This window comes from Rathayibacter tritici (assembly GCF_002932875.1).
GTDB classification, from domain to species: domain Bacteria; phylum Actinomycetota; class Actinomycetes; order Actinomycetales; family Microbacteriaceae; genus Rathayibacter; species Rathayibacter tritici.
Window position 1 is genome coordinate 50,056 of the sequence record NZ_PSWS01000023.1, and the last position, 25,718, is coordinate 75,773.

Here is a 25,718-nt window from a genome sequence, read left to right on the forward strand (position 1 = left end):
TATCCGCTGTCGCGACACCCCCCACGACTAGGATCGTGCGAATGCACAGCGTCCAGACCGCTCTCGAGACTCTCCGCGCACTCGCGCAGACGCCGACCGTGGCGCGGCTGGCGGAGGCGTTCTCGGCGGAGGGGCACGAGCTCGCCCTCGTCGGGGGACCGGTCCGTGACGCCTTCCTCGGACACGGCGTGCACGACCTGGACTTCACCACCTCCGCTCGTCCCGACGACATCGTGCGGATCGTCGCTCCGATCGCCGAGGCGCACTGGGACATCGGTCGGGCCTTCGGCACGATCGGCGCGCGCGTGTCGGGGGAGACGGTCGAGATCACGACCTATCGCAGCGACAGCTATGACGGTGTGAGCCGCAAGCCCGAGGTCGAGTTCGGCGATTCGCTCGAGGGGGATCTCGTGCGGCGCGACTTCACGGTGAACGCGATGGCGCTCCGGCTCCCCGAGGTGGTCCTCATCGATCCGTCCGGGGGTGTCGAGGACCTGCTCGCCGAGCGGCTGCGCACCCCCGCCCCGGCCGACCTCTCCTTCGGCGACGACCCGCTCCGAATGCTCCGCGGGGCGCGCTTCACCTCGCAGCTCGGCTTCCGCACCACCGACGAGGTGGAGTGGGCGATGGCGGAGCTCGCCGGCCGGATCCGCGACGTCTCGGCGGAGCGTGTGCAGGAGGAGCTGCGCAAGCTCCTCGCGACACCCTCGCCGCGAGCCGGGCTGGAGCTGCTGGTCGACACCGGTCTAGCCGGTCACGTCCTCCCGGAGCTGCCCGCCCTGCGCCTGGAGCAGGACGAACACCACCACCACAAGGACGTCTACACGCACAGCCTCACCGTCCTGGAGCAGGCGATCTCGCTGGAGCAGTCCCGGAACCCCGGAGCCGCTCCTGACGTCGTTCTGCGGCTCGCGGCACTCCTGCACGACATCGGCAAGCCGGCCACTCGACGTCTCGAGGCCGGCGGCGCGGTGAGCTTCCACCACCACGACCTGGTCGGCGCCAAGCTCGCGATCAAGCGGATGCGCGCGCTGAAGTTCGACAAGCAGTCCATGACCGAGGTCGCCCGGCTGATCGAGCTGCACCTGCGGTTCTTCGGGTACACGGACGGCGCGTGGACCGACTCCGCGGTGCGCCGCTACGTGACCGACGCGGGGCCCCTGCTGGAGCGGCTGCACATCCTCACTCGCGCTGACGTGACCACGCGCAACCGACGCAAGGCCGACCGACTCTCACACGCCTACGACGACCTCGAGGCGCGCATTGCCGAGCTCGCCGAGAAGGAGGAGCTGGCCTCGAAGCGGCCCGACCTGGACGGCACCCGAATCATGGAGATCCTCGGCCTGGCTCCGGGGCCCGAGGTGGGGCAGGCGTACCGGTTCCTGCTCGAGCTGCGGCTGGAGGAGGGTCCGCTCGGCGAGGAGATCGCGACGCAGCGGCTCCGCGAGTGGTGGGCGTCGCGCTGAGGCGCTGACACCGCCCGCCCGCGACCTGCCCGGCGCGTCGCGGTGGTCCTGCTGTAGTCTATCCAGGTTGTTCACGACCAGACGCACTCGCGTCCGCGGGAGTGGGCAGATGCTACATACCCTCCTGTCACGGAAATACCGTGGCCGTTCAGTCCGAAGGAGGTGGGTTAGTGACGCATCAGTACGAAATCATGGTCATCCTGGACCCCGAGATCGATGAGCGCACCGTCGCTCCGAGTCTCGACAAGTTCCTCAACGTCATCCGCACCGATGGTGGATCCATCGACAAGGTCGACGTCTGGGGCCGCCGTCGTCTGGCGTACGAGATCAACAAGAAGTCCGAGGGCATCTACGCCGTCGTCGACTTCACGTCGACCTCCGCCGCCGCGAACGAGCTCGACCGTCAGCTGAAGCTGTCCGAGGCCGTCATGCGCACCAAGGTGCTGCGGGCCGAAGAGGGCATCGCCCAGGTCGCGGCCGCCGCGAAGCTCGCCGACGAGAAGGCCGCCCGCAAGGCGGCCAAGGCCTCGGCCGCTCCCAAGGCGTAGCGCTCATGGCTGGCGAGACGATCATCACCGTGGTGGGGAACCTCACCGCTGACCCCGAGCTGCGCTACACGCAGGGCGGGCTCGCGGTCGCGAACTTCACCATCGCCTCCACGCCGCGCACCTTCGACCGTCAGGCGAACGACTGGAAGGACGGCGAAGCGCTGTTCCTCCGCGCCTCCGTCTGGCGCGAGTTCGCCGAGAACGTCGCGGGGACGCTGACCAAGGGGAGCCGTGTCGTCGCGACCGGCCGCCTGAAGCAGCGCTCCTACGAGACGAAGGAAGGCGAGAAGCGCACCAGCATCGAGCTCGAGATCGACGAGATCGGGCCGTCGCTTCGCTACGCGACCGCGCAGGTCACGCGCGCCTCCGGTGGAGGCGGACGCGGCCAGGCCGGTGGCGGCCAGGGCAACGGCGGTCAGATCGGCGGTGGCCAGGGCGGCTTCGGCGGCGGCAACCAGGGCGGCTCCGGCACCACCGGCGGCAACCGTGGCGGCCAGGCTGAGGAGCCGTGGGCGCCGAGCGCTCCTGCCGGTGGCGACGTGTGGAGCACGCCGGGCAGCTACAACGACGAGACGCCGTTCTGAGCCTCGGCTTGGACGCTCTCCTCACCTGAATCCCGCCCCACCCGCACCGCGATCGCTCGCGACGGGGCAGGGGCGAACCAGAATCTAAGGAAACCACTATGGCTGGAAAGAGCAGCGGCGACCGCCGCAAGCCGATCCGCGGCAAGGGCGCGAAGAACGCGGCCCCCGCGAAGTCGGTCCGCGTGGGTGTCATCGACTACAAAGACGTCGCGACCCTCCGCAAGTTCATCTCGGAGCGCGGGAAGATCCGCGCCCGTCGTATCACCGGCGTCTCCGTCCAGGAGCAGCGCCTCATCGCCCGCGCCGTCAAGAACGCCCGCGAGATGGCGCTCCTGCCCTACGCCGGCAGCGGAAGGTAGGTAACGGTATGTCCAAGGTCATCCTGACCCACGAGGTCGACGGGCTCGGTTCCGCCGGCGACGTCGTCGACGTGAAAAACGGGTTCGCCCGCAACTACCTCATCCCGCAGGGCTTCGGCGTCGCGTGGACCCGCGGTGGCGAGAAGCAGGTCGAGCAGATCAAGTCGGCGCGAGCCGCTCGTGAGCACAAGACCATCGAAGAGGCTCAGCACACCAAGCAGGTCCTCGAGGCCAACCGCGTGAAGCTGACGGTCAAGGCCGGCAAGGACGGCCGCCTGTTCGGCTCGGTGAAGACCTCCGACATCGCGAACGCGGTGGCGGCAGCCGGATTCGGTGAGCTCGACAAGCGCAAGATCGTGATCGCGAACGCGATCAAGCATGTCGGCGAGCACGAGGCCGTGGTGCGTCTGCGCGACGACATCCAGGCCACCGTGAAGCTGCAGGTGGTCGCGGCCAAGTAAGGCCGCGAGAACGCCGCGGAGGGCGGTGCGAGAGGACTCACGGGTCCCCTCGCACCGCCCTCCGTCGTAACCGTTGTCCACAGCTCCATCCACATACACCCTCCGGCGGGACCAACCTTCACGGTGGTCTTGAGACTCTTTTCCCCACACAGCTGTGGAAAGCGGAAAAAGCCTGGTCAGGTCTGAGAAAATACTTCCCGGCAGCGCCGAATCCCACAGGGTTGTGCACATGTTGCCCACAGTGGGCACGGCGTTTCTCCTCGGTTCTGCACAGCTCTCTCCACAGGGCGGTTTGCGTGCTGCGGGTAGCGGTCCGTAGGGTGGCGCAGCGCCCCGCGAGGGGTGCGGGCAGGCGCCCGTGCGCCGCTGTCGGAGGTCGCTGGTAGACCGGACCCGACACCGGTTCATCCGGATGCGCAGCACCGACAGGAGGAGGCGAAGGCATGACGATCGCGCACCTGGCGGTACCCGGCTCGGACGGACGCGGCGAGTCCCGCGGCAACGAGCGGACTCCTCCACACGACCTCCTCGCCGAGCAATCGGCTCTCGGCGGAATGCTGCTCTCGAAGGATGCGGTCGCCGACGTCGTCGAGAGCGTCAAGGGCACGGACTTCTACATCCCCAAGCACGAGATCGTGTTCGACGCGATCCTCGCCCTCTACTCGCACGGCGAGCCGACCGACGTCATCGCGGTCACTGACGAGCTCACCAAGCAGGGCGAGCTTCAGCGGGCCGGCGGAGCCGACTACCTGCACACGCTCACCTCGATGGTGCCGACCGCCGCGAACGCGGGCTACTACGCCTCCATCGTCGCCGAGCGGGCGCTGCTGCGTCGTCTCGTCGAGGCGGGCACCCGGATCGCGCAGATGGGCTACCAGGGCGAGGGCGAGGTGCTCGATCTCGTCAATTCAGCGCAGGCCGAGATTTACAACGTCACGGGGTCCGAGACGGCGGAGGACTACGTCCCGCTGACCGACGCCGTGACGGTCGCGATCGATGAGATTGAGGCGGCCGCGCACAAGGACGGTGCCTTCACGGGTGTGCCCACGGGCTTCGCCGACCTCGACGACCTGACCAACGGCTTCCACCCCGGGCAGATGATCATCGTCGCCGCGCGACCCGCGCTCGGAAAGTCGACTCTCGCGCTCGACTTCGCCCGCGCCGCCGCGATCAAGCACAACATGGCCACGATCTTCTTCTCGCTCGAGATGGGGCGCAGCGAGATCGCGATGCGCCTCCTCTCGGCCGAGGCCTCGGTGCCGTTGCAGCACATGCGCAAGGGCACGGTCGACCAGCGCGACTGGACGACCATCGCCTCCACCCGCGGAAGGATCAACGACGCGCCCCTCTACATCGACGACTCGCCCAACATGACATTGGTGGAGATCCGCGCGAAGTGCCGCCGGCTCAAGCAGCGCGTCGGCCTCAAGATGGTCGTCATCGATTACCTCCAGCTGATGACCTCCGGCAAGAAGGTCGAGAGTCGCCAGCAGGAGGTCTCGGAGTTCTCGCGTGCGCTCAAGCTGCTCGCGAAGGAGCTGCAGGTGCCGGTCATCGCACTCTCGCAGCTGAACCGAGGCCCCGAGCAGCGCGCCGACAAGCTGCCCGCGATCTCGGATCTGCGCGAGTCGGGCTCGATCGAGCAGGACGCCGACATGGTGATCCTCCTGCACCGCGAGAGCGCGTACGAGAAGGACAATCCGCGGGCGGGCGAGGCCGACCTCATCGTCGCGAAGCACCGCAACGGTCCGACCCGAACGGTGACGGTCGGCTTCCACGGCCACTTCTCCCGCTTCGCCGACATCCCGGCGGTCTGACGGTCCCACGATCAAGGGGCTGAGTTGGAGGGCGCCGCCGACGGTCCAACTGGGTTAGGTCGGTCCCCCAGAATTCCAACTCCGGGGCCCGTTCTGTTGTAGCGTCGACGTATGGATCAGCATCGTTTCGCCGACTCGCCCTTCGGGAGCCCGACTCAGGAACCAGGGAACAAGTGGGCGTTCACCTACTACCTGCCGAAGCATCTGCCCCGCGCCATGGATCTCTCCGCGGAGGTTGTGTCAGCCCTCTCGGAGGCTGACGCAGCCCTGGGCCATCTTCAGGGCCTCGGGATGCTCATCACCGATCCGGGGCAACTCATCGGGCCCTACCTGAGGAGGGAGGCCCTGGCGAGCTCCCGCATCGAGGGGACCCAGGCGTCCCTCTCGGACGTCTTCCAGTCCGAAATCGATGAGGACTCGCGGAACGACGACACGGCCGAGGTCCACCGCTACCTCGAAGCGACGCACCAGGCGTACAAGCTGGCGAAGACCCTTCCCCTCACCCAGCGGCTGATCCTCGCCGTACACGCGACGCTCCTCACAGGAGTGCGAGGCGAGGAGAAGAACCCGGGCGAGTTCCGGACGTCCCCGGTCTGGGTCGGGCACGCCGGCGCAACGCCGGATATCGCGACCTTCGTTCCTCCACTGCCTGTCCACCTGGGTGATCTACTTGGCGACTGGGAGCGTTTCGTGAATGACGACGGACGGCACCTTCCTGCCTTGATCCAAGCGGGCCTCATGCATTATCAGTTCGAGACGATCCACCCCTTTCTCGACGGCAACGGGCGGATCGGGCGTCTGCTCATCAACCTGCTCCTCATGGAACGGAGGAGACTTCCCCAGCCCCTCCTGTACCTCTCCCACTTCTTCGAGACCCACCGCGAGGAGTACTACGAGCGCTTGCAGGCCGTCCGAGAGACCGGCGACGTGGAGGGCTGGCTGACGTTCTTCCTCGAAGCGGTCCGCGCACAGTCGGACGATGCGGTCGCACGTTCCCGGGAGCTCATCGGGATCCGCGAGCGCTACTACGAGGAAGCGATCAAGGAGAGGTCGAACCTGCCTCGACTCGTGGAGATCATCGTGCGCAATCCGTTCGTGACGGTCCGGCATGTTCAAGCCCGTCTCGACATCACGAACCAGGGCGCCAGGAACCTCATCCGCAATGCCGAAGGCCGCGGATGGCTTCGATCTTTGGGTACTCATGGTCGCGGGGGTAAGGAGCACTGGTACTCTCCGGACATTTTCCGAGTGATGGAGTTGCCGATGGCGTACGACAACTCGGCCGTTCCTTACCGGATCGGCCGCTCGTGAACGCTGAGGACTCGACCGAGAACGTCCCGCTGGGCGGCGGGTCGATCCGGCTGGGGCAGTTCCTGAAGTTCGCGGGGATCCTCTCGGGCGGCGAGGCGAAGGAGGCGGTCGCCGAGGGGCTCGTGACGGTCAACGGCGAGGTCGATCTGCGCCGCGGCCGCCAGCTCGTGGTGGGCGACGTCGTCGGATTCGACCGGAACCGCTTCCGCGTCGGCAAGTGACGCGCGGGGCGCGCCCAGGCTCAGTGATGTCGCTTGGGTGGAGGCTGCGGCCAGCGCATGTTACAGTTTCTTCACACCCCCGGATGCTTCGGCTACCGGTCGCGAGGCCCCTTCAGCGGGGCCTCTGCTTTTTCACCAGTGCTCCGGCTTTCGCACGGTTGATCCGTCAGGAAGAGACACGGCAACTGGCATCTGAGAATTTTCGAGATGATGAGTGCGAACGGTTTTCGCGAAGTCGGGGCCGCACGTCATCAGCGCTCGGCTGTTGGTGGGGTATGGGCTGATGAGCCCGACAATCTTGCCGGCCTCATGTTTCACGAGTCGCATTGGTTCGGTAAGGTCGGAGTCGTTCGAAATGACGACGAATGCTTCTGCCTCATTCAAGTAGGCGTCACGCATCAGGTAAGTCGCGAGGTTGACGTCGGACCCCTTTTCCTCGCTTTTTATAACTTTAACTGTCCGGGGACGCGCGTCAGGGTCCGCCTGTGTCATACGAACGTGAGACGTGAAGAACTGACCTTCATGGATAGTTAGTCGAACGTTGGCAGACAGGGCTCGGAGGTACGCCTGCTGTCGTGACGGGGCCTGAGGGTCATCGGGACGCGGCTTGATCCTCGCGGTGAAATATCGCACGCGAGTGACCTGATTCCTTGGCAGGAGGCTCTCGGCGAAGGTGACCGGGTCGAGCCACTTGTACGGGGTTCGTTTTAATGCTCCGTAGTACAAGTTGAATCCGTCGATGTACACGATCGTTCTGTGTCCCAGGGTCTCGTGCTGGTGAGACGTGTCCGTAATGTTCATGCCTCCTCCACGGGATCCGGTCTGTCTCCAACGTCTCGAGAGAGGGCAGACTCGGCTGATCGGTAGTTCTTCACTGCCCCGATCAACTCAAGGACGAAGTTCTGGTCGTAGGTATCAAGGTCGAAGAGGCTGACGTCATAGCTCAGCGTCACTTCCCCACCGGAGCGGAGCTCGACGCGCTGAAAGTGACCTCCGACCGAGGCGAGTGCTCGATTCTCGGCGGGCGGCGTCTGGACCGGTGTGGTGGGAGTCCTTCGTTTCGATACGCGGAGTGGGTGCGGCACTCCGGGAGCCCCTGAACCAGCTCGAGTGGTCGGAAAGTGTGGTGAAAGCGGGATGTCGGCCGCTCGTGCCGCGTGGAGGAAGAACGTAATCGCTTTGCGTCGTGTGTCGGAGGACGCGATCGACGGCCAGGACTCGGTGAAGGCCCTGCGGAGGTCTGCTTCCGTCCCGTTCTGCTCCGACAGGTCGAGCGCGGCCGAATAGTACTGCCCGACCAGGCGCCCGAACTTTGCCTTCCGCTCATCCGTCGGGGTTTGCACGAGGTCTATGAGATTCGACTGCACTGTTCCGTCCTCGCCCGTCAGACCGAACGAGGCCAGGGCCATGGAGAGGTTGGCCTGATCCGTACCCGACCTGGAGTTCATCAGCGACCTGTCGATGCGAGGAGGAAGCGGCTTGCTGGCCAGCTCGTCGATGAACGACCAAAACGTCTGGAATGACATGTATGGCGGTTTGAACTCGGCTGCGTCCATGTCAATCACCTCTTTCGTTGTGGCAAAGCCCGGTCCGGCCCGTCCAGTCTGCCACAGGGATCTGCCACAAGCGATAATCTGGCAGATTTTTCTCTTGCCTCAATGTGGCAGGCGGCATGGTAAGGGAATGAACATTGACGCCGGAGATTTTGTGGAGGCGACGACAGCGGGGGTGACCGGGTGATCGTGCGGTCTTTAGGCTGTGTGGTTCGCGGCCGGGACTTCGAGGTCGTATGGGTGGCGACGCAAGATGAGTGGGGTCGGGCGAAGAGAGACGGAGACGATCCTGATGGGCTTCCGCGGCCAACAGATGCAGTGACAGCAGCGCTTCCATGATGAGTGCACCTTTCCGAAGGGGGCCCCAGCGTGCCTCGTGGGATCAGTGGTGAGACATCGCTCGGGGCGCCGGCGCGTCGGCGTATTGAGCAGCGGCTCGGCGCACACTGGCTCCTGGACATCCCGGGACGATAGGAGACGCGCATGCAGCTCGGCATTCACTTCATGAACTTCACCCTCCCCGGAGGGAGCGCGGGGATCGCACCGATCCTCGGGAAGACCGCGCGGACGGCCGAGGAGGTCGGCTGCGCCTGGTTCACGCTGATGGACCACTACTTCCAGATGGAGCACTTCGCGACCAGCGAGGATCCGATGCTCGAGGGCTATACCTCGCTCGGCTTCGTCGCCGGGCAGACAGAGCGGATGCGGCTGGGGCTGCTGGTCACCGGCGTGACCTACCGGCATCCGGGCCTGCTGGCGAAGATCGTCACCACCCTCGACGTGCTCTCCGGCGGGCGAGCGATGCTGGGTATCGGCGCGGCCTGGTACGAGCGCGAGCACCTCGGACTCGGTGTTCCGTACCCGCCGCTCAAGGAGCGGTTCGAGCGGCTGGAGGAGACACTGCGGATCTGCCGTCAGATGTGGAGCGAGGACGACGGGCCATTCGAGGGGACCCACTACCGGCTGGCGGAGACGCTGAACCACCCGGCGCCGATCCAGCAGCCGGGCCCGCCGATTCTGATCGGCGGCGGCGGGGAGCGGAAGACGCTGCGCCTCGTCGCCCAGTACGGCGATGCCTGCAACCTGTTCGGCACCGGCGCGGACGACGTGGCGCACAAGCTCGATGTGCTGAAACGGCACTGCGACGAGCTCGACCGCGACTACGCGGCGATCACGAAGACCATCACCGGCGGTGGCGATCCCCTCCGCGACCCCGACGGCTTCGTGCGGGCGATGGAACAGTACGCGGGGCTCGGGATCGACCACGTGCAGCTCGCGCCGGCCGGACCTGACCCGGAGGCGTACGTCGCCCGCCTGGGCGAGGGAGTGATCGAGCGGGTCGCCGCGCTCGGCTGAGCGCCCGCGGGCCCGTTCCGGCTCGTCGGCTGGTCCGAACCTTGCCATTCCGACCCGCCGTGCCGATCCTCCGTCCGCCCCTGTCCGCCAGCGGCGCGAATCACAGGGTGATCACATTCTCCAGGAGGAGATGGGCGGTGACGCTGATCGACGCATGACGAGCGCGCGCCTTCGCGCGGAGCAGATCCCAGGCGGCGTCGATGTTGACCCCTCTGCGGTGAGCGATCATCCCCTTGGCCTGCTCGATGACAATGCGGGAGCCGAGTGCGTGCTGGAGCTGCTCGAGAGCCAGGGTGTTGATCCGGGTGGTCCGCTCGTGGACGAGAGCGATGGTGGCGACATCCGCGATGGCCTGCGCTGCCAAGACCTCGGACGCGTCGAGACCGCCCGCAGTGGCGCGGAAGATCCCGAGAGCTCCGATGGTTCTGCCGGCAAAGCGGAGGGGAATCGAGTGTGTCGATTGAAATCCGCATTCCTGGACGGCCTCTGCGACAAATGGCCATCGTGCGCCGATGTCCGCCGAACTGACTCCGGTGACGACGGCGCCGGTGCGGATCGTCTCTGCGAAGGGGCTGTCGTCCGAGGAGAATTGCAGCATCTCGATGAGGCACAGTCGTTCATCAGTCGAGGCGATCACGACGAGTTCGCCGTTCCCGTCCACCAGGACGATACCTGCGTCATCGGCATCGAGGAGCGTGGAGCACCGGTCGACGAGGTCCTGCAGGAGGTCGACCGCGTCGAACGCGTCGACCAGTGTGGTGGTGACGGCGGTCAGGGTGTCCAAGAGCATCTGCTCACGGTCAAGGGCGGCCATTATCGAATCCTACGTCCGCTTCAGATCGATGAGTCGATGGAGAAGTCGAGCTTTCTGACGATAATCCGACCGGTGACTTCGCGGATGCCGACGTCGGTGGCGAAGGCGCACGCCCGCATGACGGCCAGGGCGTCGTTCGCTCGACGTCGGGGGCATTTTCTCGTCCCGTCTTATCCCGACAGCATTTCCTCTGCATACTCGTCAGATGTCACCCGTCATCGCCGTCGGGTAGCGTCTCGTACGAGAAGTGACGAGTCGCATGGACGGTTCGCAGGACGGAGCGTTCCAGCATGGAGTACTGCCTCACGACCCGCAGTCGAGGCGTCACGAGGACGCCTGCGGCTTCCCGCGGTCTCGCCCGCGCCCGGCGCGCTCTGCACACCTCTCTGATCGGGAGTCGATCCCATGCACGATGAGTTCTCCGGAAGGATCGTTCCGATACCACCCGGCCTCGATGCCCATCTGTCGGTGAAGGAGAGCGGCAGGATCTCGCGAGAGATCCATTCGCTCGAGGGGCGCGACGCGCACGGCTGGTTCGACTCGTGGGGCGCGAGCATCCTTCCTCGCGGACCTCTCGCCATCCGGACCGAGGTCTTCGACGGGCCGGGGATGACCCTGGTCCGCATCTGGCACACGTCGGCGCAGATCATCCCCGTGCCGGACTCGCGCTCAACCGCACTGCTCCCTCTCGCGGGCCGACTGAGCGTCCTCACCGAGGACGGCCGTCAGATCGGGGATCTCACTCGCGGTCAGCTGGGACTCGCGGGGAGAGAAGCCGCCTATACCCTGCACGCCGCAGCTCCGGTGAGCTGGATGGGCCTGAAGCTGGAGGGGAGCGTCGGTGGCGGGGTGGTGGCGGATCGCGAAACCGTCGTGCTACGCGATCCCGACCAGCTGCCCCTGATCGCCATCTCGATGATCAACTCCCTGTTCTCCCATCCGGATTCGCTGCAACCCGCGTCGCTGGTGCATCTGCGGAGTGCGCTGGTCGAAGTGCTGGGAAGCGCGGCGGTGAGTGCGCGGCAGCGTCAGGTGCACCAGGCGACGGGGTTCCTCGTCGGCCAGATCGGAGCCTCGCCGGCGGAGGCGATGCTCGTCATGCGCCTCTACGCGGTCCGCCACTCGTTCACCCTCACCGAGGTCGCATGCGAGGTCCTCGCTCAGCGTCTCGATCTCTCCGCCGCGTTGGGTCCTCACGGCTTCCGGTCCTGACGAGTCGGAGGGCGGGCTGCGGGGAGTCCGGGCTCAGCTCGGGATGTTCTCGTAGCCGCAGGTGATTCTGGTATCGCCCGCCGCCACGCTGTCCTCGGTCGGGCCGAAGGCGGTCACAGCGTCCAACCGTGCGGGGTCGGCGGCCGCCGCGCAGAGGGACTGCATGTCGGCCTGGACGCCGTCCGCCGTTGTCGCTGTGGTGTTAGGGAGAGCGAAGACAACGAAGTCGGAAGTACTGTCGCAGCCTGCGGGCACCCAGGTGTCGCCCTGGTGGGAGAAGCAGTCGCCGATCTCGACCGACGCGCTGACGGACTCCGTCGCCCCGTCACTGCGTGCTGCGGTGCAGCCGCTCAGAAGCAGGCCGACCACGATCAGGCCGAGCACACCTCCGGCACGCGGCGCTGAGCGCCGACCGTGCGTGGACGGGGCAGCGGAACGAGTATTCGAGGTCATGGGGGCTCCAGTCAGTGTGACGTCGCGGCGAGACCGCTGCGAGCCGCGCGGGAGCGCGACCAGGACAGCGTCCCGCGCGTCGACACGAGCGCGCGTCACTCTTCCGATGCGTCGACCTGCCCCTTGCGGGTGACATCGTCGCGCCGGTCGAGGAGTCGCGGCGAGATCGAGGTTCGGCAGATCAGACAAGAGGAGAGGTGCCGATGCGCCGAACCTATGGAGTATCCGTGAGACGCGCGCACGTTAGCGATCACATCCCGCCAAGTATGGTCATTCGCAGCTTGCACCTGAGAATGTGTCGGAATGAACGACTCCACCACCACATTTCGGACGCCTCCGACGCAGGAGCGTGCGCAACAGACCGTCGACCGGATGCTGGACGCCACGCGGGCGCTTCTGCTGGAGAATCGGGGTGCCTGGCCGACGACCGCTGCCGTGGCGCAGCGCGCGGGTGTCTCGATCGGCATTCTCTACCGCTACTTTCGGGGCCAGCGCGACCTCGTCACCACCGTCCGTCGAGACGATCCGGTCGCCGTGACCCACACTGCGCTGCTCCGGGCGGCAGGGATCGCCGCGTCCGCTTCCGATCAGCGCAGCAAGCGGCAGGCCGTCGCCGCGCTGAACGATTTCATCGCGGCTCTCGGGGCCGAGCCGGACGCCGTGCGCAGCGCCGAGCTCTACGAGTAGGAGCCGGAACCCGAGCGGAGCTGACCCACGAGAGGCGACCGGAACGCCTCGGGGCTCTCCGCGGACGGTCGAGACGACCCGGCCGGCCTGATCCGCGAGGCCGCCTCCGCCGGACCCCTCGTGCACACGACCACTCGAGAGCGCGCTGTCGCTCCCGCCGGGGCCGTGCAGCGACTCGACCCGGGCCTTCTGTCGCCCGGCGCCGATGCGAGAGCGTCCGCACCGCGGCGGTAGTACGGATTGCGCCACGGCACCGAAGAGCGCGCCGCTGCGACCAATTTCTCTCCTTTGCGGCCCGTCTCTTCTCGCCTTCCCGAGAAAAACTCTGACGGGCAGGGGTGCCCTCCTTCTCCGCGCCATTCCGCGGATGACTCCAAGGAAGACCCCGACGATTCATCGACTACTCCTCGAATCAGGCACACGAACCCGGTGATTGCCGCCGAAAGAGGCGGGCATTGCCGGATTCTGCATTTGACAGAGCAGAGTCGCCAGGGTGTAAGCACACTCATCACGGCACCTGCTCCACGCGGCTGCCGATCGCCTGTTGTCACTCGACACGATGAGGAGAGGACTTCTGCATGCCCGCTGAGACACCGCGATATAAGTACTCGCTCCGGGGACAGGATGCGCTGGCTTGGCTCGCCGAACGGGATATGTGCGGCGAGGACGTCGGCGACTCCGAAATTCGACTGGTCGCCGACGAGATCGTCCTCCCCGACCTCCGAATGGCTCGCCTCTGGCACACTGCCGCCTCTTACAGCATCGCCCGGACCTCTCCGGCGGCCCTGCTGCTGCTCCAGATCGAGGGGACGTGCACGATCGACTCGGACGAGTGGAACGAGCCGGCCGAGCTCGGGCCGGGAGACGCCGCCGTGCTCCCGGGCGGGACCCGCTTCCTCCTCTCCTCGGAGTCCACGACTGCCCGGTACGAGCTCGACTACGAACTCGACGTCCTCCCGCCCGCTGCTCGCGAGGAGCTCGCACGGGGGAAGATCCTCGTCGCCCCCGCGAGGGAGTACCGGGACGCGGTCGCTGCGACGTCGAACGCGGCGCTGAACTCGGGCATGAGCCTGCGCGATGCCGGGTTCTCGGACTTTGCGGCAGGGGTGCGGCACCTGACGACGGCGCTCCTGCTCCAGGCGCTTGAGACCTCGAGCCCCTGGCTGCTGACCTCTACCAGCGCCCTGCACCGCAGCGCGATGCGCGTCATCGCAGCACGCGCGGCCGACCCCGACTTCGACGTCGAATCGCTGGCAGCGGCCGTCAGGACCTCACCGCGCAACCTCCGTCATGTGTTCGCTCAGGCGGGGACGACGGCGAAGGTGGCGCTCACAGCGGAGCGCGTGCGGCTCGCGCGGCAGAACCTGGCGCGCCGGGCGGAGGGGCGCCCCCTCACTCGCACCGAGGTCGCCCGCCTCTCCGGGTTCAGAGACGTGCGTGCTCTGCGCCGGGCGGTCGCGAAGCAGCCGGATGAGGGGTCGGAGGAGGACCACGGCGTCCGCCGAGAGTCCGCGGCGCACTGACCGGGTCGCGGCGTCGGTCTACCGCAACGGCCTGCGCCGGCCGAGCCCGGCGCGCCGCTCGCCCCGCGGTTCAGACCCGCCTGACCTCGGTGACAGACGCGGTCAGGCGGCGACCCGCGCGTTCGACTGCGCGAGCAGCGCGACCGAGCGCAGCCGCGCCTCCGTCTGCAGCGACGCGTGGGCGACGATGACCTCGTCGGCCTCGGCGGAGCGGGCGAAGTCGGCGGCGTAGTCGGCCACCTGGTCGCCGGTGCCGACACCGGTATAGGTGGTCATGCTCGCGACGTGAGCGCCGATCGGGGCGCTGAGCAGGGCGTCGAGCTCGTCGTCCTCGAAGGTCTGGCCGAGCGGGAGCTGGCCGCTCTGGCGCAGCAGCATCATCAGGCGGGCGCGCTTCATCTGCGCGAACTGCTCCTGCGCGTCCTCCTCCGTGTCGGAGGCGATGGCGTTCATCCCGGCGATGACGTGGGGAGCGTCGAGCTGCTCGGAGGGGCGGAAGCCGCGGCGGTACTCGGCGACGGCCGGGTGCAGGGCGTCCGGAGCGAAGTGCGAGGCGAACGCGTAGGGCAGGCCGAGGGCGGCGGCGAGCTGGGCACCGAAGAGTGACGAGCCGAGGATGTAGAGCGGGACGCGGGTGCCGGCGCCGGGGGTCGCGCTCACGCCGGGGACGCGGGACTCGCCGGCGAGGAAGGCCTGCAGCTCCAGCACGTCCTGTGGGAAGCGCTCGGAGGAGTCCGGGTCGCGGCGCAGCGCGCGGAAGGTGGCCTGGTCGCTGCCGGGCGCGCGGCCGAGCCCCAAGTCGATCCGGCCCGGGTGCAGCGTTTCGAGAGTGCCGAACTGCTCGGCGATGGTGAGCGGGGAGTGGTTCGGGAGCATGACTCCGCCGGAGCCGAGGCGGATGGTCGACGTCTGCGAGGCGACGTGAGCGATCAGCACCGAGGTCGCGCTGGAGGCGATGCTCGCCATATTGTGGTGCTCGGCGTACCAGACGCGGCGGTAGCCGTTCCGCTCGGCCTCCTGGGCCAGGGCGACGGAGGCGGCGAAGCTGTCGCGAGCGGTCTCACCGGGGGCGATGGGGGCGAGGTCGAGGAGGGAGAGGGGAACGCTCATACGGAGGGGAACGCCCGCGACGGCTCCGGTGTTCCCGTCGCGGACGCCTTCCTCAGGCGTCAGGGATGTCGCGGCCGTACGCCTCCAGAGTCACGGCCTCGGGCTCCGGTCCGCCGCGCACTCCCGCCTCGAGGGCGTCGATGCGGGCGAGCTCCGAGCCGGAGAGCGCGAAGTCGAACACGTCGATGTTCTCAGCGATGCGCTCGGGCCGGGTGGACTTCGGGATGACCTGGCGGCCCTCCTGCAGGTGCCAGCGCAGCATGACCTGCGCCGCGGTCTTGCCGTACGTGGCGCCGAGCTGGAGGAGCACCGGGTCGTCGAAGCTGCGGCGCGGGGAGTCGCGGTAGGCGGTGATGCCGCCGATCGGCGACCAGGCCTGGGTGAGGATGTCGTTCTCGCAGCCGAAGCGCTCGACGCGCCGCTGCTGGAAGTACGGGTGCACCTCCAGCTGGTTCACCGCGGGCACGACGTCGGTCTCGGCGAGCAGGCGGGTGAGGTGCTCGACCATGAAGTTGCTCACGCCGATCGCCCGCACCCTCCCGTCGGCGAGCAGTGTCTCGAGCGCCCGGTACGCGTCGAGGGTGCGCTCGAAGGCCTCGGGCAGGGCCTGGTGCAGGATCAGCAGGTCGATCCGCTCGATGCCGAGCTTGGCCGCGCTCGTGTCGAAGGCGTGCAGGGTCTGGTCGTAGCCGTAGTCGCTGATCCACACCTTCGTCTCGACGAAGACGTCGTCGCGGCCGGCGATCGCCTCGCCCACCTCGCGCTCGTTGCCGTAAGCCGCCGCCGTGTCGATGTGCCGGTATCCCGCGTCGAGCGCGGCGGCGACGGCGGCGCGGGTCTCGTCGGGCGGAGTCTGGAAGACGCCGAGTCCAAGGGCGGGGATCTCGACACCGTTGTGGAGAGTGAACGTGTTCATGTGCCCACGCTACGTCCGCAGACGCCGAGTCGCCCGAGAAGCCGGGCGGTGCTCCTCGGGCGACTCGGATGGGGGGCTCAGCCGTCGGTCGGCAGCAGGCCGTCTCCTCCGTCGCGAGGAACTCCTCCACGGCCGGATCCTGGAACGCTCTGACGAGTTTCTTCACGTTCTCGTTGTCTCGGTCCGTCGAGCCGATGGTGAAAGGAGCACCACCACGACCCCTCTCGGAGTGCACGCCCGCGGCGCGACGCTGCTCGCCGACTCCCTCGAGACCACGCACGCGCTCGGCGGCCCCCACTTCACCGGCGCGCTCGGCACGTACAGCGCGCCCCTCTCGGCCACGGGTCGCGAACGTGGTGTCGGTGCTGACCGACCTCGCCGCGGAGGCGTCCGGCAAGGGCATGACCCTCGGCCTCGAGATCTGCAACCGCTACGAGACCAACGTCATCAACACCGCCGCGGACGCTCTGCGCCTCGCCGACGACAACGGTGCCGACAACGTCCTGATCCACCTGGATACTTACCACATGACCTTCGAGGAGGACGACTTCTTCCGCCCGGTGCTGCTCGTCGGGGATCGTCTCGGGTATGTCCACATCGGCGAGAACCACCGCGGCTACCTCGGCAGCGGCCACCTCGACGTCACGACCTTCTTCCCCGCCCTGGCCGCGATCGACTACCGCGGCCCGATCACCTTCGAGTCGTTCTCGTCGGCCGTCGTCTCGCCGACCCTCTCCACCGACCTCGCGGTGTGGCGGAACCTCTGGAATGACGGGCCGGCGCTCGCCCGCCACGCTCGCGGTTTCCTGGTGAACGCGCTGGAGAGCAGCCGTGGCGAGGCTTGAGGGGGAGGTCGCCGCGGAGGCGGAGCGGCCGGGCCTGGATGAGCTGGCCCGACGCGCCCTCGCCCTGACCGGGCCGGGTCGTCGCGCGGTCGTCGCGATCGCCGGAAGCCCCGGAGCAGGCAAGACCACCCTCGCCCGTGCCGTGGTCGCCCGCGCGAACGAGCTCGCGGGGGAGGGGACCGCCGCCTTCGTGCCGATGGACGGCTTCCACCTCGCCAATGCCACGCTCGACGGGCTCGGCCGCCGCGACCGCAAGGGTGCGCTCGACACGTTCGACGGCTGGGGCTTCCTCGCTCTGGTGCGGCGGCTGCGCGCCGAGACCGACCACGTGGTCTACGCGCCCACCTTCGAGCGCACCGTCGACGAGGGGGTGGTCGGTGCCCTGGCCGTGCACCCCTCCGCCGCGCTCGTGGTGCTGGAGGGCAACTACCTCCTCGTGGACGAGGGCCCGTGGGCGCTGCTGCGCGCGGAGTTCGACGAGGCCTGGTTCTGCGCGACCCCCGAGACCGAGCGCTTCGAGCGCCTGGTCGACCGGCACGTCTCGTTCGGCCGGGCCCCTGAGGCGGCGTCCGCCTGGGCATCCGAGGTCGACGGTGCGAATGCGCTGCTGATCGAGGCGACCCGTGGCCGGGCCGACCTGATCGTGTCGGGGACGGCGGCGGGGGTCGTGCGACACAACGTCAGCTGAGAGGCGGTCTCATCCACGATGGTGGATGACGAGGCATCTCAGCTGACGTTGTGCTGCGTCCCGCGGGGCGACGGTCAGGGGAGGCGCTGCGCAGAGGCGCCGGCGTTCCCGCCGAAGCGGTCTTACGTCCAGGTCGCGCTTGAGACGCCCGTGGCGATGACCGTGTTCCCGTGGTAGACGGTGCCGTCCTTTGCGAGGTAGGTGGAGTCGCCGATCGATGTCGATCCTGAGGGGACGGTGGCGTGGGTGCTCTCGTTCCCGTCGCCGTCCCTCCGACGCGCGACTCCGTCCTTGACGTAGGTCGTGATGTCCGGAGAGACCGTCGAACTGCTCGACTGGTTGAAGTAGTGGATCGCCGCATCTGTCGCCGAGATGATGACCGTTCCGCCCTTGTAGACGTCGCCGTCCGGGGCGCGGTACGTCCTGTCTCTGATCGCGACGGACGACCATCGTCTGTCGCCGATCGCGGCGGATCGCGACGAGATCGCCGACCTCGCGGGCTTCCCGTTGGCTCAGGCGATGTCGAAGGCGGGAATTGCGAGTTCCGCCGAAACACCGTCAGCGAGGGCGTTCTCGCTTCTTTCCAGCGGCCGACTGGCGCGTTGCGATCCTTTCATTGGCGCAGTAGACACCCGGTGTATTCACCGCGCGTAGTGTTCCCGTCCATGGACACCACCCTCACGATGCTCGGCCTGCTCGGCTCCGGCCCGAGCCACGGCTACGACCTCAAGAGCAGTTACGACAAGCTGTTCGCCGCCGCTCGGCCGATCGCGTTCGGGCAGGTCTACTCCGCGCTCTCCCGCCTTGCCCGCGACGAGTATGTCGTCCTGGCAGGCGAGGAGGCGGGCCAGGGGCCGGACCGCAAGCGCTACGAGATCACCCCGCTGGGACGTGACCGCCTCCGTACCTGGCTTTTCACGCCGGATGCCCCCGCACCCGGTCTGCAGAGCAATCTCTACGCCAAGGCCGTGATCGGACTGGTCCTTGGCGACGACGCCGAGCGTCTGCTCGACCTCCAGAAGATCGAGCATCTCGACCGCATGCGGGAGATCACCCGGAGGAAGCGCGACGCAGACCTGATCACTGTGCTGCTCTGTGACCACGCTCTTCTCCACATCGACGCAGATCTCCGCTTCATCGATCTGACCGTCGCGCGGCTCAGCGAGCTCCGCCGGGAGGTCCTCGCGTGAGCGAGCCGATGGTCGTCCTCGGCTCCCATCGATCCCCGGTGCTCGCCGCCAGCGGACTCCGGCTCTCGTTCGGCCTCTCCAAGGCGGTCCGCGGCATCGACGTTGAGATCGAGCGTGGCGAGTGCGTCGCCGTCATGGGCCCGTCGGGTTCCGGGAAATCGACTCTTCTCCATTTGCTTGCCGGCGTGCTCGTTCCGGACGAGGGCGAGGTTCGCTTCGGTGACCTCGTCGTCTCCGACCTCTCCGAGGCCGATCGGGCGCGGCTGCGGCTGCGCGAGTTCGGTTTCGTCTTCCAGTTCGGTCAGCTCATCCCCGAGCTCTCCGCACTGGACAACGTCAGCATCCCCCTTCTCCTCAGCGGTATGCCTCGTCGACGGGCGATGATACAGGCGCGAGCTCAGCTCGACCAGCTGCGCGTGGCCGACCACGCACACAAGCTGCCCACCGAGCTCTCCGGTGGGCAGGCTCAGTGCGTCGCCATCGCTAGGGCTCTGGTGACGGCACCCACCGTCCTGTTCGCGGATGAGCCGACGGGCGCCCTCGATTCGCTTGTCGCCGAGTCGGTGATGGAGACGCTCACAGACGTCGCCCGCGTCAACCGGACGACGCTCGTGATCATCACGCACGATGCCCGCACCGCCTCCTATACCGACCGCGAGATATTCGTGCGCAACGGCCGGGTCACGACCGTCGACGCCCGACGACAGGACCGATGATGACGAACGACTTCGAGCTTCTGCGTACTCTTTCAGCCGGTGATCGTGCTGATCGCCGACGCCTCGTCGCAGTTGTGGCCTGCGCAGCCCTCGGCCTCGTCCTGGTGATGCTGCTGTGGAGCGCGGCCGACGCTCTGCATGAGCGGACGACCCGCAGCGCATGGCTCGATGTCGGCAACGACGCCGAAGTCGTTTCGGGACTGCAAGTGCCGCTGAGAGACGGGGCTCACGTAGCGGACTCCGTCTCCGCGATCTCGAGCATCGATTACGTGCGTGGCCTGCCTATCCTCGAGCTCGACGTCGCGGTGACCGGCTCTCCTGCTCTCCGCCTACCGGGCGGACTTCCCCTGCCCGAGCCTGGCGAGTACGTCGCGTCGCCCGCGCTCCAGCGGCTTATTGCTGCCCTGCCAGCGAATGAGCTCGGTGATCGCTACGGCACTCCCGTCGGCGTTCTGCCGACCGGTGTGCTCGAGGGCGATGAGACCCTGGCGATCGTCCGAGGAAAGACCAATGCCGCCGTGCAGGCCGCTGGTGGGTACTCCGTGGCGGGGTGGTCCTCGGACTCGTTCGCGTCGGCCGCTTATGACGGGATCGCTGTGGCTGGATCATTCGCCCTGCTGCTGCCGGTGCTGATGCTCCTCGCCTCGATCACTGATCTGGGCGGGGCGCAGCGCGCCGAACGTCTGGCGACCCTCCGTCTTCTCGGAGCGACTCCCTGGCGGGTCGCCCGTTTGGCTGCGCTCGAGGTCGCACTCCTCGCTCTCGTCGGAGGCATGGCGGGGGCTGCTGCCTTCAGCGTGCTCTCGTCGGTCCTGCGCCTGTCTATGCCCGCCGACCGTGTCGTCGTTGCGGGCCTGGTACCGGGCTTCGATGTCCGCGCACTGCTGGTGGTGGGGGCTGTCGTCATCGGGTCCGCGCTCGTTGCCGGCGCCCGAGCTCTGGCCGGGAGGATAGGCCCCCTCGGTCAGCAACGCCCTCTGATCGAGCGGCGCCCGTCGCTCCTGCGTCTCGTGCCCCTCGCCGTCGGCTTATTCGGCCTGATCCTGATCGTCCTCCGCCACCCCGCCGTCACCGACGCCTCCGCGGACACCCGCTCGCAGGAGACGGCGGCACTCGCGATCTGCGTGCTGCTTGTCGCCTCAGGGCTCCTCTCGGCCGGTCCGATTTTGCTGCACGCCGGCGCACGGATCGCAGTCCCGGTCGCCCGCGGCGCAGCTGCCACGCTCGCGCTGAATCGGCTGGTGCGCAACCCGCGGAAGGCGTTCCGCGGGGTCGGCGGCGTGGCGGCAGCGGTGTTCGTCTCCGCCCTCGTCTCGGGCGGGATGAGCGTCGCGGTCGATCCGCCGACGAGCAGCACGACGACCACGATGGTCTCTGCATTCCTGGACGCGGATGACTCCTCAAACGGGGCTCTCGACACGGACAAGGTGGACCGCTGGCGCAGCATCCCGGGACTGACGGGGGTAGCGCTGGGAGTGAGGAGCGACGAGGACAGCCTCCGATTCGTCGTGCGAGGTGAGGACGTAGCCGCTCTGGGTCTGGTGCCGGCTGAAGGCTCGCTCTCGGTCGATCTCGGCGGTCTGTACGGCCAGTCCTTCGCAGCGACTCCCGTTCCGGACATTGTGCGCGGCCGTCCTGGCGTTGTCGTCATCGGGACGGACGGTTCGGCAGAGGCGACCGACCGGGCTCGCACCCTCCTGCTCTCCTCCGGCCTGCCCGTCCGTCTCGTCCTCCACACGCCCGCTGAACGGGCGAACCAGCCCTCCCTGCTCCAGGACCAGCGATTCAAGGACTTGGCGGTCCCGGCGCTCCTCTTCCTCTCCGTTACATCAGGCCTGACGCTCGCGACGAACACCGTCGCGCAGCTGCTCGATCGCCGCCGTCTCCTCGCGTTGCTGCGGCTGACGGGAATGCCGCTCAGTGCTCTGCGGCGGGTGCTTGCGCTTGAGACCGCCCTGCCTTTCGTCCTCGCCGTCACCACAGCCGCGATCGCGGGTGCCGCGTGCGCGGAGGTCGTCGTGCAGGCCGTCAGTGCAGGAAGGCACATCGACGGTCCAGGCGTGGCCCTGGTCGCCGTGATTGTCGCCGTCGCGGCGCTCCTGCTGCTCTCGCTCGCCGTCACCTTCCGCGCCGCCCGTACCGCGACGCTGCCGAGCTCCATCCGCTTCGAGTAGCGCACAAGCGCTCTCTCTGATCTGCCGACGGACTCGTCGGTGCCTCCAACGCGCCTCGATGCTGGCGCAACAACGATCGATAGATAAGGAACAATCATGACCTCCTCGCCTTTCACCCTCTCCGGCCGCGTGGCCTCGCTCCTGGGGAGCGTGCTGATCGCCACGACCCTGCTTACCGGCTGCAGCTCATCGGGGCAGCAGCTGGAGTCCTCATCCGATTCGACTGGCGGATCGTCCTCGACAATGACCAAGGAGCGTGCCCTGTCGCTCCGAGGTGATTCCGAGCGGAAGGACGCCGAGTGGAGTGAGAAGTTCACCGCCTGCCTGGCACGAAACGGCGTCGCGGACACCGGGCCGGCGAAGAACAGCGATCCTCGTGCCGCCACAGTGTCGAAGGATTGCCAAAGCGAAGTGGGAGACCCCGAGCCCCTCACTCCGGAGGAGCAGGCGGCCGTCCGCATGCTCACCCAGCTCACGTTCGAATGCCTCCGCAAGAACGGCGCGAACATTCCGGATCTGACCCCCTCCGGCGACTGGAACGATTTCCCCGTCGACTTCGACTGGGACCAGTTCGAGGTCTGCGCCGACGGCGGCGACCAGTGACCGCCTCACGGAGACGAGTCGCGGTCATCGCCGCCGCTCTCATGCTGACAGCAGCCGGTTCACTCGCCGTGTGGACCGTTACGAGCAGCGCTCGTCCTGACGCCGCTCCCGCTCCTGTGCCGCCTGCCTATGTCGCGCAGGTCAGGTCGACCACCCTCGCGACGACTCAGCGTCTGACCGGAGACCTCCGACATCCCGCCCTTGCGACTCTGACGGCGCGTTCGGCGGGAACGCTGACTGCGGTGCCCGCTGCTACGTCCGAGCCCGCGCCGGGGGACGTGCTCTTCCGCGTCGATACGAGCCCGGTGGTTCTGCTCGGGGGATCGTTCCCCGTTTGGCGCGATCTCTCGCAGGGAGCGAAGGGGGAGGACGTGCTCCAGCTCGAGCGCAATCTCGCTGATCTCGGCTACTTCTCCCGTGTCCCGGATGAGGAGTTCCTCGAGCCCACGACGGAGGCCGTGAAGAAGTGGCAGAAGGCGATTGGCGTCTCCGAGACCGGCGTCGTGTCTCAGTCCTCGATCGTGTTCGTTCCGGAGCCGGCGCGCGTCGGGTCGACGTCGACCGCTCTGGGTGCCGTCGTCGACGCCAGCACGGTAGTCGCCGCCCTCACCACTCGGATGCCCTCCGTCGCAGTGAAGGTGCCGCTCGCGAAGCAGGCGCTCGCGACCGTCGGTTCTTCGGTCACCGTGACCCTCACGGACGGTAGGACGACCTCGGGTTCTATCAGCTCCGTCGGACAGCCGGTGGCCGAGGCAGGCAAGCAGTCCGACTCCGGTGGCCAGAGCGTCTCTGACCGCTTCGTACCCATCGAGATCGCCCTGACCGATCTCGCACAGCTCGGTGCCGTCCAGGAGGGGCCGGTCGCCGTGGATCTCGTCGGCGAGCGGCACGAGAACGTTCTCGCGGTTCCCGTGGATGCGCTGTTGGCTCAACCGGGCGGCGGTTTCGCCGTCGAGGTCGTGACCGACGGGGCGACACGCAGCACTGTGCCCGTCACGACAGGACTGTACGAGGACGCTCTCGTCGAGGTTTCAGGTGAAGGCCTGGCCGAGGGTACGACGGTGGTGTCGGCGCAGCCATGAGCAGCACACTGATCGAACTCGATGACATCGTCCGTGATCACGGCGCACCGCCGGTACGCGCGGTCGACCACATTTCACTCCGGATCGATCGAGGCGAGCTGATGGCGATCGTCGGCCCTAGCGGGTCGGGGAAGTCGAGCCTGCTCAACATCATGGGCCTGCTCGACCGGCCGACCTCTGGCAGCGTCCGTATCGAGGGAGTCGACATCGCCACACTGTCCGATCGGCAGCTTTCCGGGCTCCGGGCCTCGACACTCGGCTTCGTCTTCCAGCAGTTCCACCTCGATGAGACCCTGACCGCGCTGGACAACGTCGCGAACGGAGCTCTCTACTCCGGTGTTCCGCGGCGCATCAGGAGGAGAGACGCAGACGCTGCGCTCGGACGTGTCGGGCTCGGGCATCGGCTCGATCATCGACCGCACCAGCTCTCCGGAGGGGAGAAGCAGCGCGTAGCCATCGCGCGTGCACTCGTCTCGCAGGCGCCGCTTCTTCTTGCCGATGAGCCGACGGGGGCCTTGGACTCCGTCTCCGGAGCCGGAGTCGTCGCTCTGCTCCGCGAGGTCAACGAGCGGGGTACGAGCGTCGTCGTGATCACCCACGATCATACGCTCGCCGACAGTCTGCCGCGGGTCGTCGCCCTCCGAGACGGGCGGATTGACACCTGTGCAGCGACACCTGCCGAGGAGGTTCTGCCGTGAACCGCTCCCGACTCCTTCCTGTCGACCTTTTGCGCGCGGGCGCTTCTGGTCTGCGCTTCCGCCCCCTCCGAGCAGCTCTCTCCGCGCTCGGCATAGCGGTGGGAATCGCCGCGATGGTCGCCGTCGTCGGCATCTCCTCGACCAGCCAGGCCAAGCTCGGTCAGCAGCTCGATCTCCTCGGCACGAACCTCCTCACCGCGGGGGCTGCGGCGACCCCGGGAGCAGAGGTGGCACCTCTTGCTCCTAATGCCGTCGAACGAGTCCTGAGGATCGAGGGAACGGAGGCAGCCTCGGCGACGTCATACCTCTCCACGACGAACGTCTACCGCAACTCCTTCGTCGATCCGGGACGCACTCGTGGCCTGATGGTGAGTGTCGCCGATCACCGGCTGCTCGAGGTGACGAAGAGCCGCCTCGCCGTCGGCCGATGGTTCGATACAGCCACCGAGGCCGTCCCCAGCGTGGTGCTGGGGTCGCAGGCCGCCCGGGTCCTCGGGATCGAGAAGGTCGGAACGGTTGTGTGGCTCGGGGGGCACGACTTCACTGTGATCGGCCTCCTCGCTCCATCGCCGCTCGCCCCGGAACTCGATCTGAACGCCCTGGTACCGTCCTCGGTCGCGACCTCCGATCTGCACTGGGACGGCCGTCCGACGACGGTCTACGAACGCTCGGCCGACTCCGCCGTCGAGAGGATTCAGACGCTGATCGCTGCCAGCATCGATCCGCAGCATCCCCGCCACGTCGGCGTCACGCGTCCGTCGGATGCGTTGCACGCTCGCGCCGCGGTTGACGCTTCTTTCACCGGGCTGCTCCTCGGCGTCGGCTCAGTGGCACTGCTCGTCGGCGGGATCGGCGTCGCCAACACCATGGTGATCTCGGTTCTCGAGCGTCGGCGCGAAATCGGCCTGCGTCGGGCCCTGGGCGCCACCCGCGGTCACATCCGCGTGCAGTTCCTGATGGAGGCCTTCCTTCTCTCGCTCCTCGGCGGAGTCGGTGGTGTCGGGATCGGCGCGGGTGCCGTCGCCGTCTTCGCGACAACGAACGCGGCGCCTTTCACGGTCCCGATGGGGATCGTGCTCGCGGGCGTCGGATCGACTCTTGCGATCGGACTGCTGGCCGGGCTGTATCCGGCGGTGTCCGCGGCCCGCACACCGCCGGCGGTCGCGCTGACGACGTAACGGAGGTGCCCTGCGAAGAGGCGGCCGGACGACGCGCTTCGTCGCCGAGAGCTGTCGAGGAATGCCGTGGAGGTGGTTCCAGAAAGGCCTCGGTCGCCTTTCCAAAGCCACCTCCCTCCCGGACATCTCAGCAGAGGCGCGGAGCAACGGTCA

General features: G+C 67.6%; 27 protein-coding genes. 21 read left to right on the plus strand and 6 right to left on the minus strand.

Annotated elements, in window-relative coordinates; translation table 11 throughout:
* Window positions 1-41 precede the first annotated feature (41 nt).
* The 8 genes from C5D07_RS03390 to C5D07_RS03425 all read left to right on the plus strand — a co-directional run bounded on the left by C5D07_RS03390 (window position 42) and on the right by C5D07_RS03425 (window position 6,767).
* Complete coding sequence (locus tag C5D07_RS03390) at window positions 42-1,466, plus strand: CCA tRNA nucleotidyltransferase (RefSeq protein ID WP_104258677.1); 1,425 nt, start codon at window positions 42-44, stop codon at window positions 1,464-1,466.
* Window positions 1,467-1,636: 170 nt separating this feature from the next.
* A complete protein-coding gene (rpsF, locus tag C5D07_RS03395; protein ID WP_068207796.1) occupies window positions 1,637-2,014 on the plus strand; it encodes a 30S ribosomal protein S6 in 378 nt (125 codons plus the stop codon).
* A 5-nt stretch (window positions 2,015-2,019) separates the two neighbouring features.
* Window positions 2,020-2,598, plus strand: coding sequence for a single-stranded DNA-binding protein (locus tag C5D07_RS03400; RefSeq protein ID WP_068256713.1), 579 nt, complete (start codon window positions 2,020-2,022; stop codon window positions 2,596-2,598).
* A 98-nt stretch (window positions 2,599-2,696) separates the two neighbouring features.
* Entirely contained in the window at window positions 2,697-2,957 is a 261-nt protein-coding gene (gene rpsR, locus C5D07_RS03405) for a 30S ribosomal protein S18 (protein WP_055784551.1), read from the plus strand.
* An 8-nt stretch (window positions 2,958-2,965) separates the two neighbouring features.
* Window positions 2,966-3,418 carry a 50S ribosomal protein L9 gene (gene rplI, locus C5D07_RS03410; RefSeq protein ID WP_068256710.1) on the plus strand — a complete coding sequence of 151 codons (453 nt, stop codon included), beginning with the start codon at window positions 2,966-2,968 and terminating at the stop codon, window positions 3,416-3,418.
* Window positions 3,419-3,861: 443 nt separating this feature from the next.
* The gene (gene dnaB, locus C5D07_RS03415) at window positions 3,862-5,235 is read left to right on the plus strand and encodes a replicative DNA helicase (protein ID WP_068256707.1); all 1,374 of its coding nucleotides are present in this window, start codon (window positions 3,862-3,864) and stop codon (window positions 5,233-5,235) included.
* 111 nt (window positions 5,236-5,346) lie between these two features.
* The gene (locus C5D07_RS03420) at window positions 5,347-6,546 is read left to right on the plus strand and encodes a Fic family protein (RefSeq protein ID WP_068256704.1); all 1,200 of its coding nucleotides are present in this window, start codon (window positions 5,347-5,349) and stop codon (window positions 6,544-6,546) included.
* Window positions 6,543-6,767 carry an RNA-binding S4 domain-containing protein gene (locus C5D07_RS03425; protein ID WP_104258678.1) on the plus strand — a complete coding sequence of 75 codons (225 nt, stop codon included), beginning with the start codon at window positions 6,543-6,545 and terminating at the stop codon, window positions 6,765-6,767. The genes C5D07_RS03420 and C5D07_RS03425 overlap by 4 nt, the downstream gene beginning before the upstream one ends.
* Before the next feature lie 132 nt (window positions 6,768-6,899).
* On the opposite strand, the gene C5D07_RS03430 is transcribed toward C5D07_RS03425, so the two are convergent.
* Window positions 6,900-7,568 carry an NYN domain-containing protein gene (locus tag C5D07_RS03430; protein WP_104258679.1) on the minus strand — a complete coding sequence of 223 codons (669 nt, stop codon included), beginning with the start codon at window positions 7,566-7,568 and terminating at the stop codon, window positions 6,900-6,902.
* The gene (locus C5D07_RS03435) at window positions 7,565-8,323 is read right to left on the minus strand and encodes a hypothetical protein (RefSeq protein ID WP_146076707.1); all 759 of its coding nucleotides are present in this window, start codon (window positions 8,321-8,323) and stop codon (window positions 7,565-7,567) included. Before C5D07_RS03435 ends, C5D07_RS03430 begins: the two co-directional genes overlap by 4 nt.
* 480 nt (window positions 8,324-8,803) lie before the next feature.
* Here C5D07_RS03435 and C5D07_RS03440 point away from each other — a divergent pair, with 480 nt between their 5' ends.
* Window positions 8,804-9,676: an LLM class F420-dependent oxidoreductase gene (locus C5D07_RS03440; RefSeq protein ID WP_104258681.1), complete on the plus strand. Its 873-nt coding sequence runs from the start codon at window positions 8,804-8,806 to the stop codon at window positions 9,674-9,676.
* 100 nt (window positions 9,677-9,776) lie between these two features.
* Here C5D07_RS03440 and C5D07_RS03445 read toward each other — a convergent pair whose 3' ends face one another.
* Complete coding sequence (locus tag C5D07_RS03445) at window positions 9,777-10,490, minus strand: GAF and ANTAR domain-containing protein (RefSeq protein WP_104258682.1); 714 nt, start codon at window positions 10,488-10,490, stop codon at window positions 9,777-9,779.
* Window positions 10,491-10,895: 405 nt separating this feature from the next.
* Here C5D07_RS03445 and C5D07_RS03450 point away from each other — a divergent pair, with 405 nt between their 5' ends.
* Window positions 10,896-11,702 (plus strand): hypothetical protein, encoded by an 807-nt coding sequence (locus tag C5D07_RS03450; RefSeq protein WP_104258683.1) that lies wholly within the window; start codon window positions 10,896-10,898, stop codon window positions 11,700-11,702.
* A 33-nt stretch (window positions 11,703-11,735) separates the two neighbouring features.
* Here the strand turns inward: C5D07_RS03450 and C5D07_RS03455 are convergent, their stop codons facing one another.
* Complete coding sequence (locus tag C5D07_RS03455; RefSeq protein WP_146076706.1) at window positions 11,736-12,155, minus strand: hypothetical protein; 420 nt, start codon at window positions 12,153-12,155, stop codon at window positions 11,736-11,738.
* 303 nt (window positions 12,156-12,458) lie between these two features.
* Here C5D07_RS03455 and C5D07_RS03460 point away from each other — a divergent pair, with 303 nt between their 5' ends.
* Window positions 12,459-12,842: a TetR/AcrR family transcriptional regulator gene (locus C5D07_RS03460; RefSeq protein WP_104258684.1), complete on the plus strand. Its 384-nt coding sequence runs from the start codon at window positions 12,459-12,461 to the stop codon at window positions 12,840-12,842.
* A 578-nt stretch (window positions 12,843-13,420) separates the two neighbouring features.
* Entirely contained in the window at window positions 13,421-14,365 is a 945-nt protein-coding gene (locus tag C5D07_RS03465; RefSeq protein ID WP_104258685.1) for a cupin domain-containing protein, read from the plus strand.
* 102 nt (window positions 14,366-14,467) lie between these two features.
* Here C5D07_RS03465 and C5D07_RS03470 read toward each other — a convergent pair whose 3' ends face one another.
* Window positions 14,468-15,475, minus strand: a complete 1,008-nt coding sequence (locus C5D07_RS03470; RefSeq protein WP_104258686.1) for an LLM class flavin-dependent oxidoreductase — start codon at window positions 15,473-15,475, stop codon at window positions 14,468-14,470.
* A 52-nt stretch (window positions 15,476-15,527) separates the two neighbouring features.
* Window positions 15,528-16,391 carry an aldo/keto reductase gene (locus C5D07_RS03475; RefSeq protein ID WP_068256682.1) on the minus strand — a complete coding sequence of 288 codons (864 nt, stop codon included), beginning with the start codon at window positions 16,389-16,391 and terminating at the stop codon, window positions 15,528-15,530.
* Between the two features lie 194 nt (window positions 16,392-16,585).
* Here C5D07_RS03475 and C5D07_RS15890 point away from each other — a divergent pair, with 194 nt between their 5' ends.
* The 9 genes from C5D07_RS15890 (at window position 16,586) to C5D07_RS03515 (ending at window position 25,565) form a co-directional block, all read left to right on the plus strand.
* The gene (locus C5D07_RS15890) at window positions 16,586-17,236 is read left to right on the plus strand and encodes a sugar phosphate isomerase/epimerase family protein (RefSeq protein WP_257722301.1); all 651 of its coding nucleotides are present in this window, start codon (window positions 16,586-16,588) and stop codon (window positions 17,234-17,236) included.
* The gene (locus C5D07_RS03485; protein ID WP_181134346.1) at window positions 17,223-17,924 is read left to right on the plus strand and encodes a nucleoside/nucleotide kinase family protein; all 702 of its coding nucleotides are present in this window, start codon (window positions 17,223-17,225) and stop codon (window positions 17,922-17,924) included. Before C5D07_RS15890 ends, C5D07_RS03485 begins: the two co-directional genes overlap by 14 nt.
* 665 nt (window positions 17,925-18,589) lie before the next feature.
* Entirely contained in the window at window positions 18,590-19,114 is a 525-nt protein-coding gene (locus tag C5D07_RS03490; RefSeq protein WP_068256676.1) for a PadR family transcriptional regulator, read from the plus strand.
* Entirely contained in the window at window positions 19,111-19,830 is a 720-nt protein-coding gene (locus C5D07_RS03495; RefSeq protein ID WP_237358210.1) for an ABC transporter ATP-binding protein, read from the plus strand. Before C5D07_RS03490 ends, C5D07_RS03495 begins: the two co-directional genes overlap by 4 nt.
* A complete protein-coding gene (locus tag C5D07_RS03500; RefSeq protein WP_146076808.1) occupies window positions 19,827-22,004 on the plus strand; it encodes an FtsX-like permease family protein in 2,178 nt (725 codons plus the stop codon). The genes C5D07_RS03495 and C5D07_RS03500 overlap by 4 nt, the downstream gene beginning before the upstream one ends.
* Before the next feature lie 96 nt (window positions 22,005-22,100).
* Window positions 22,101-22,607, plus strand: a complete 507-nt coding sequence (locus C5D07_RS15650; protein WP_170063498.1) for a hypothetical protein — start codon at window positions 22,101-22,103, stop codon at window positions 22,605-22,607.
* A gap of 242 nt (window positions 22,608-22,849) precedes the next feature.
* The gene (locus C5D07_RS03505) at window positions 22,850-23,689 is read left to right on the plus strand and encodes a peptidoglycan-binding protein (protein WP_167542401.1); all 840 of its coding nucleotides are present in this window, start codon (window positions 22,850-22,852) and stop codon (window positions 23,687-23,689) included.
* Window positions 23,686-24,387 carry an ABC transporter ATP-binding protein gene (locus tag C5D07_RS03510; protein WP_068256667.1) on the plus strand — a complete coding sequence of 234 codons (702 nt, stop codon included), beginning with the start codon at window positions 23,686-23,688 and terminating at the stop codon, window positions 24,385-24,387. Before C5D07_RS03505 ends, C5D07_RS03510 begins: the two co-directional genes overlap by 4 nt.
* Window positions 24,384-25,565, plus strand: coding sequence for an ABC transporter permease (locus C5D07_RS03515; protein WP_068256664.1), 1,182 nt, complete (start codon window positions 24,384-24,386; stop codon window positions 25,563-25,565). Before C5D07_RS03510 ends, C5D07_RS03515 begins: the two co-directional genes overlap by 4 nt.
* Window positions 25,566-25,718: the final 153 nt, after the last annotated feature.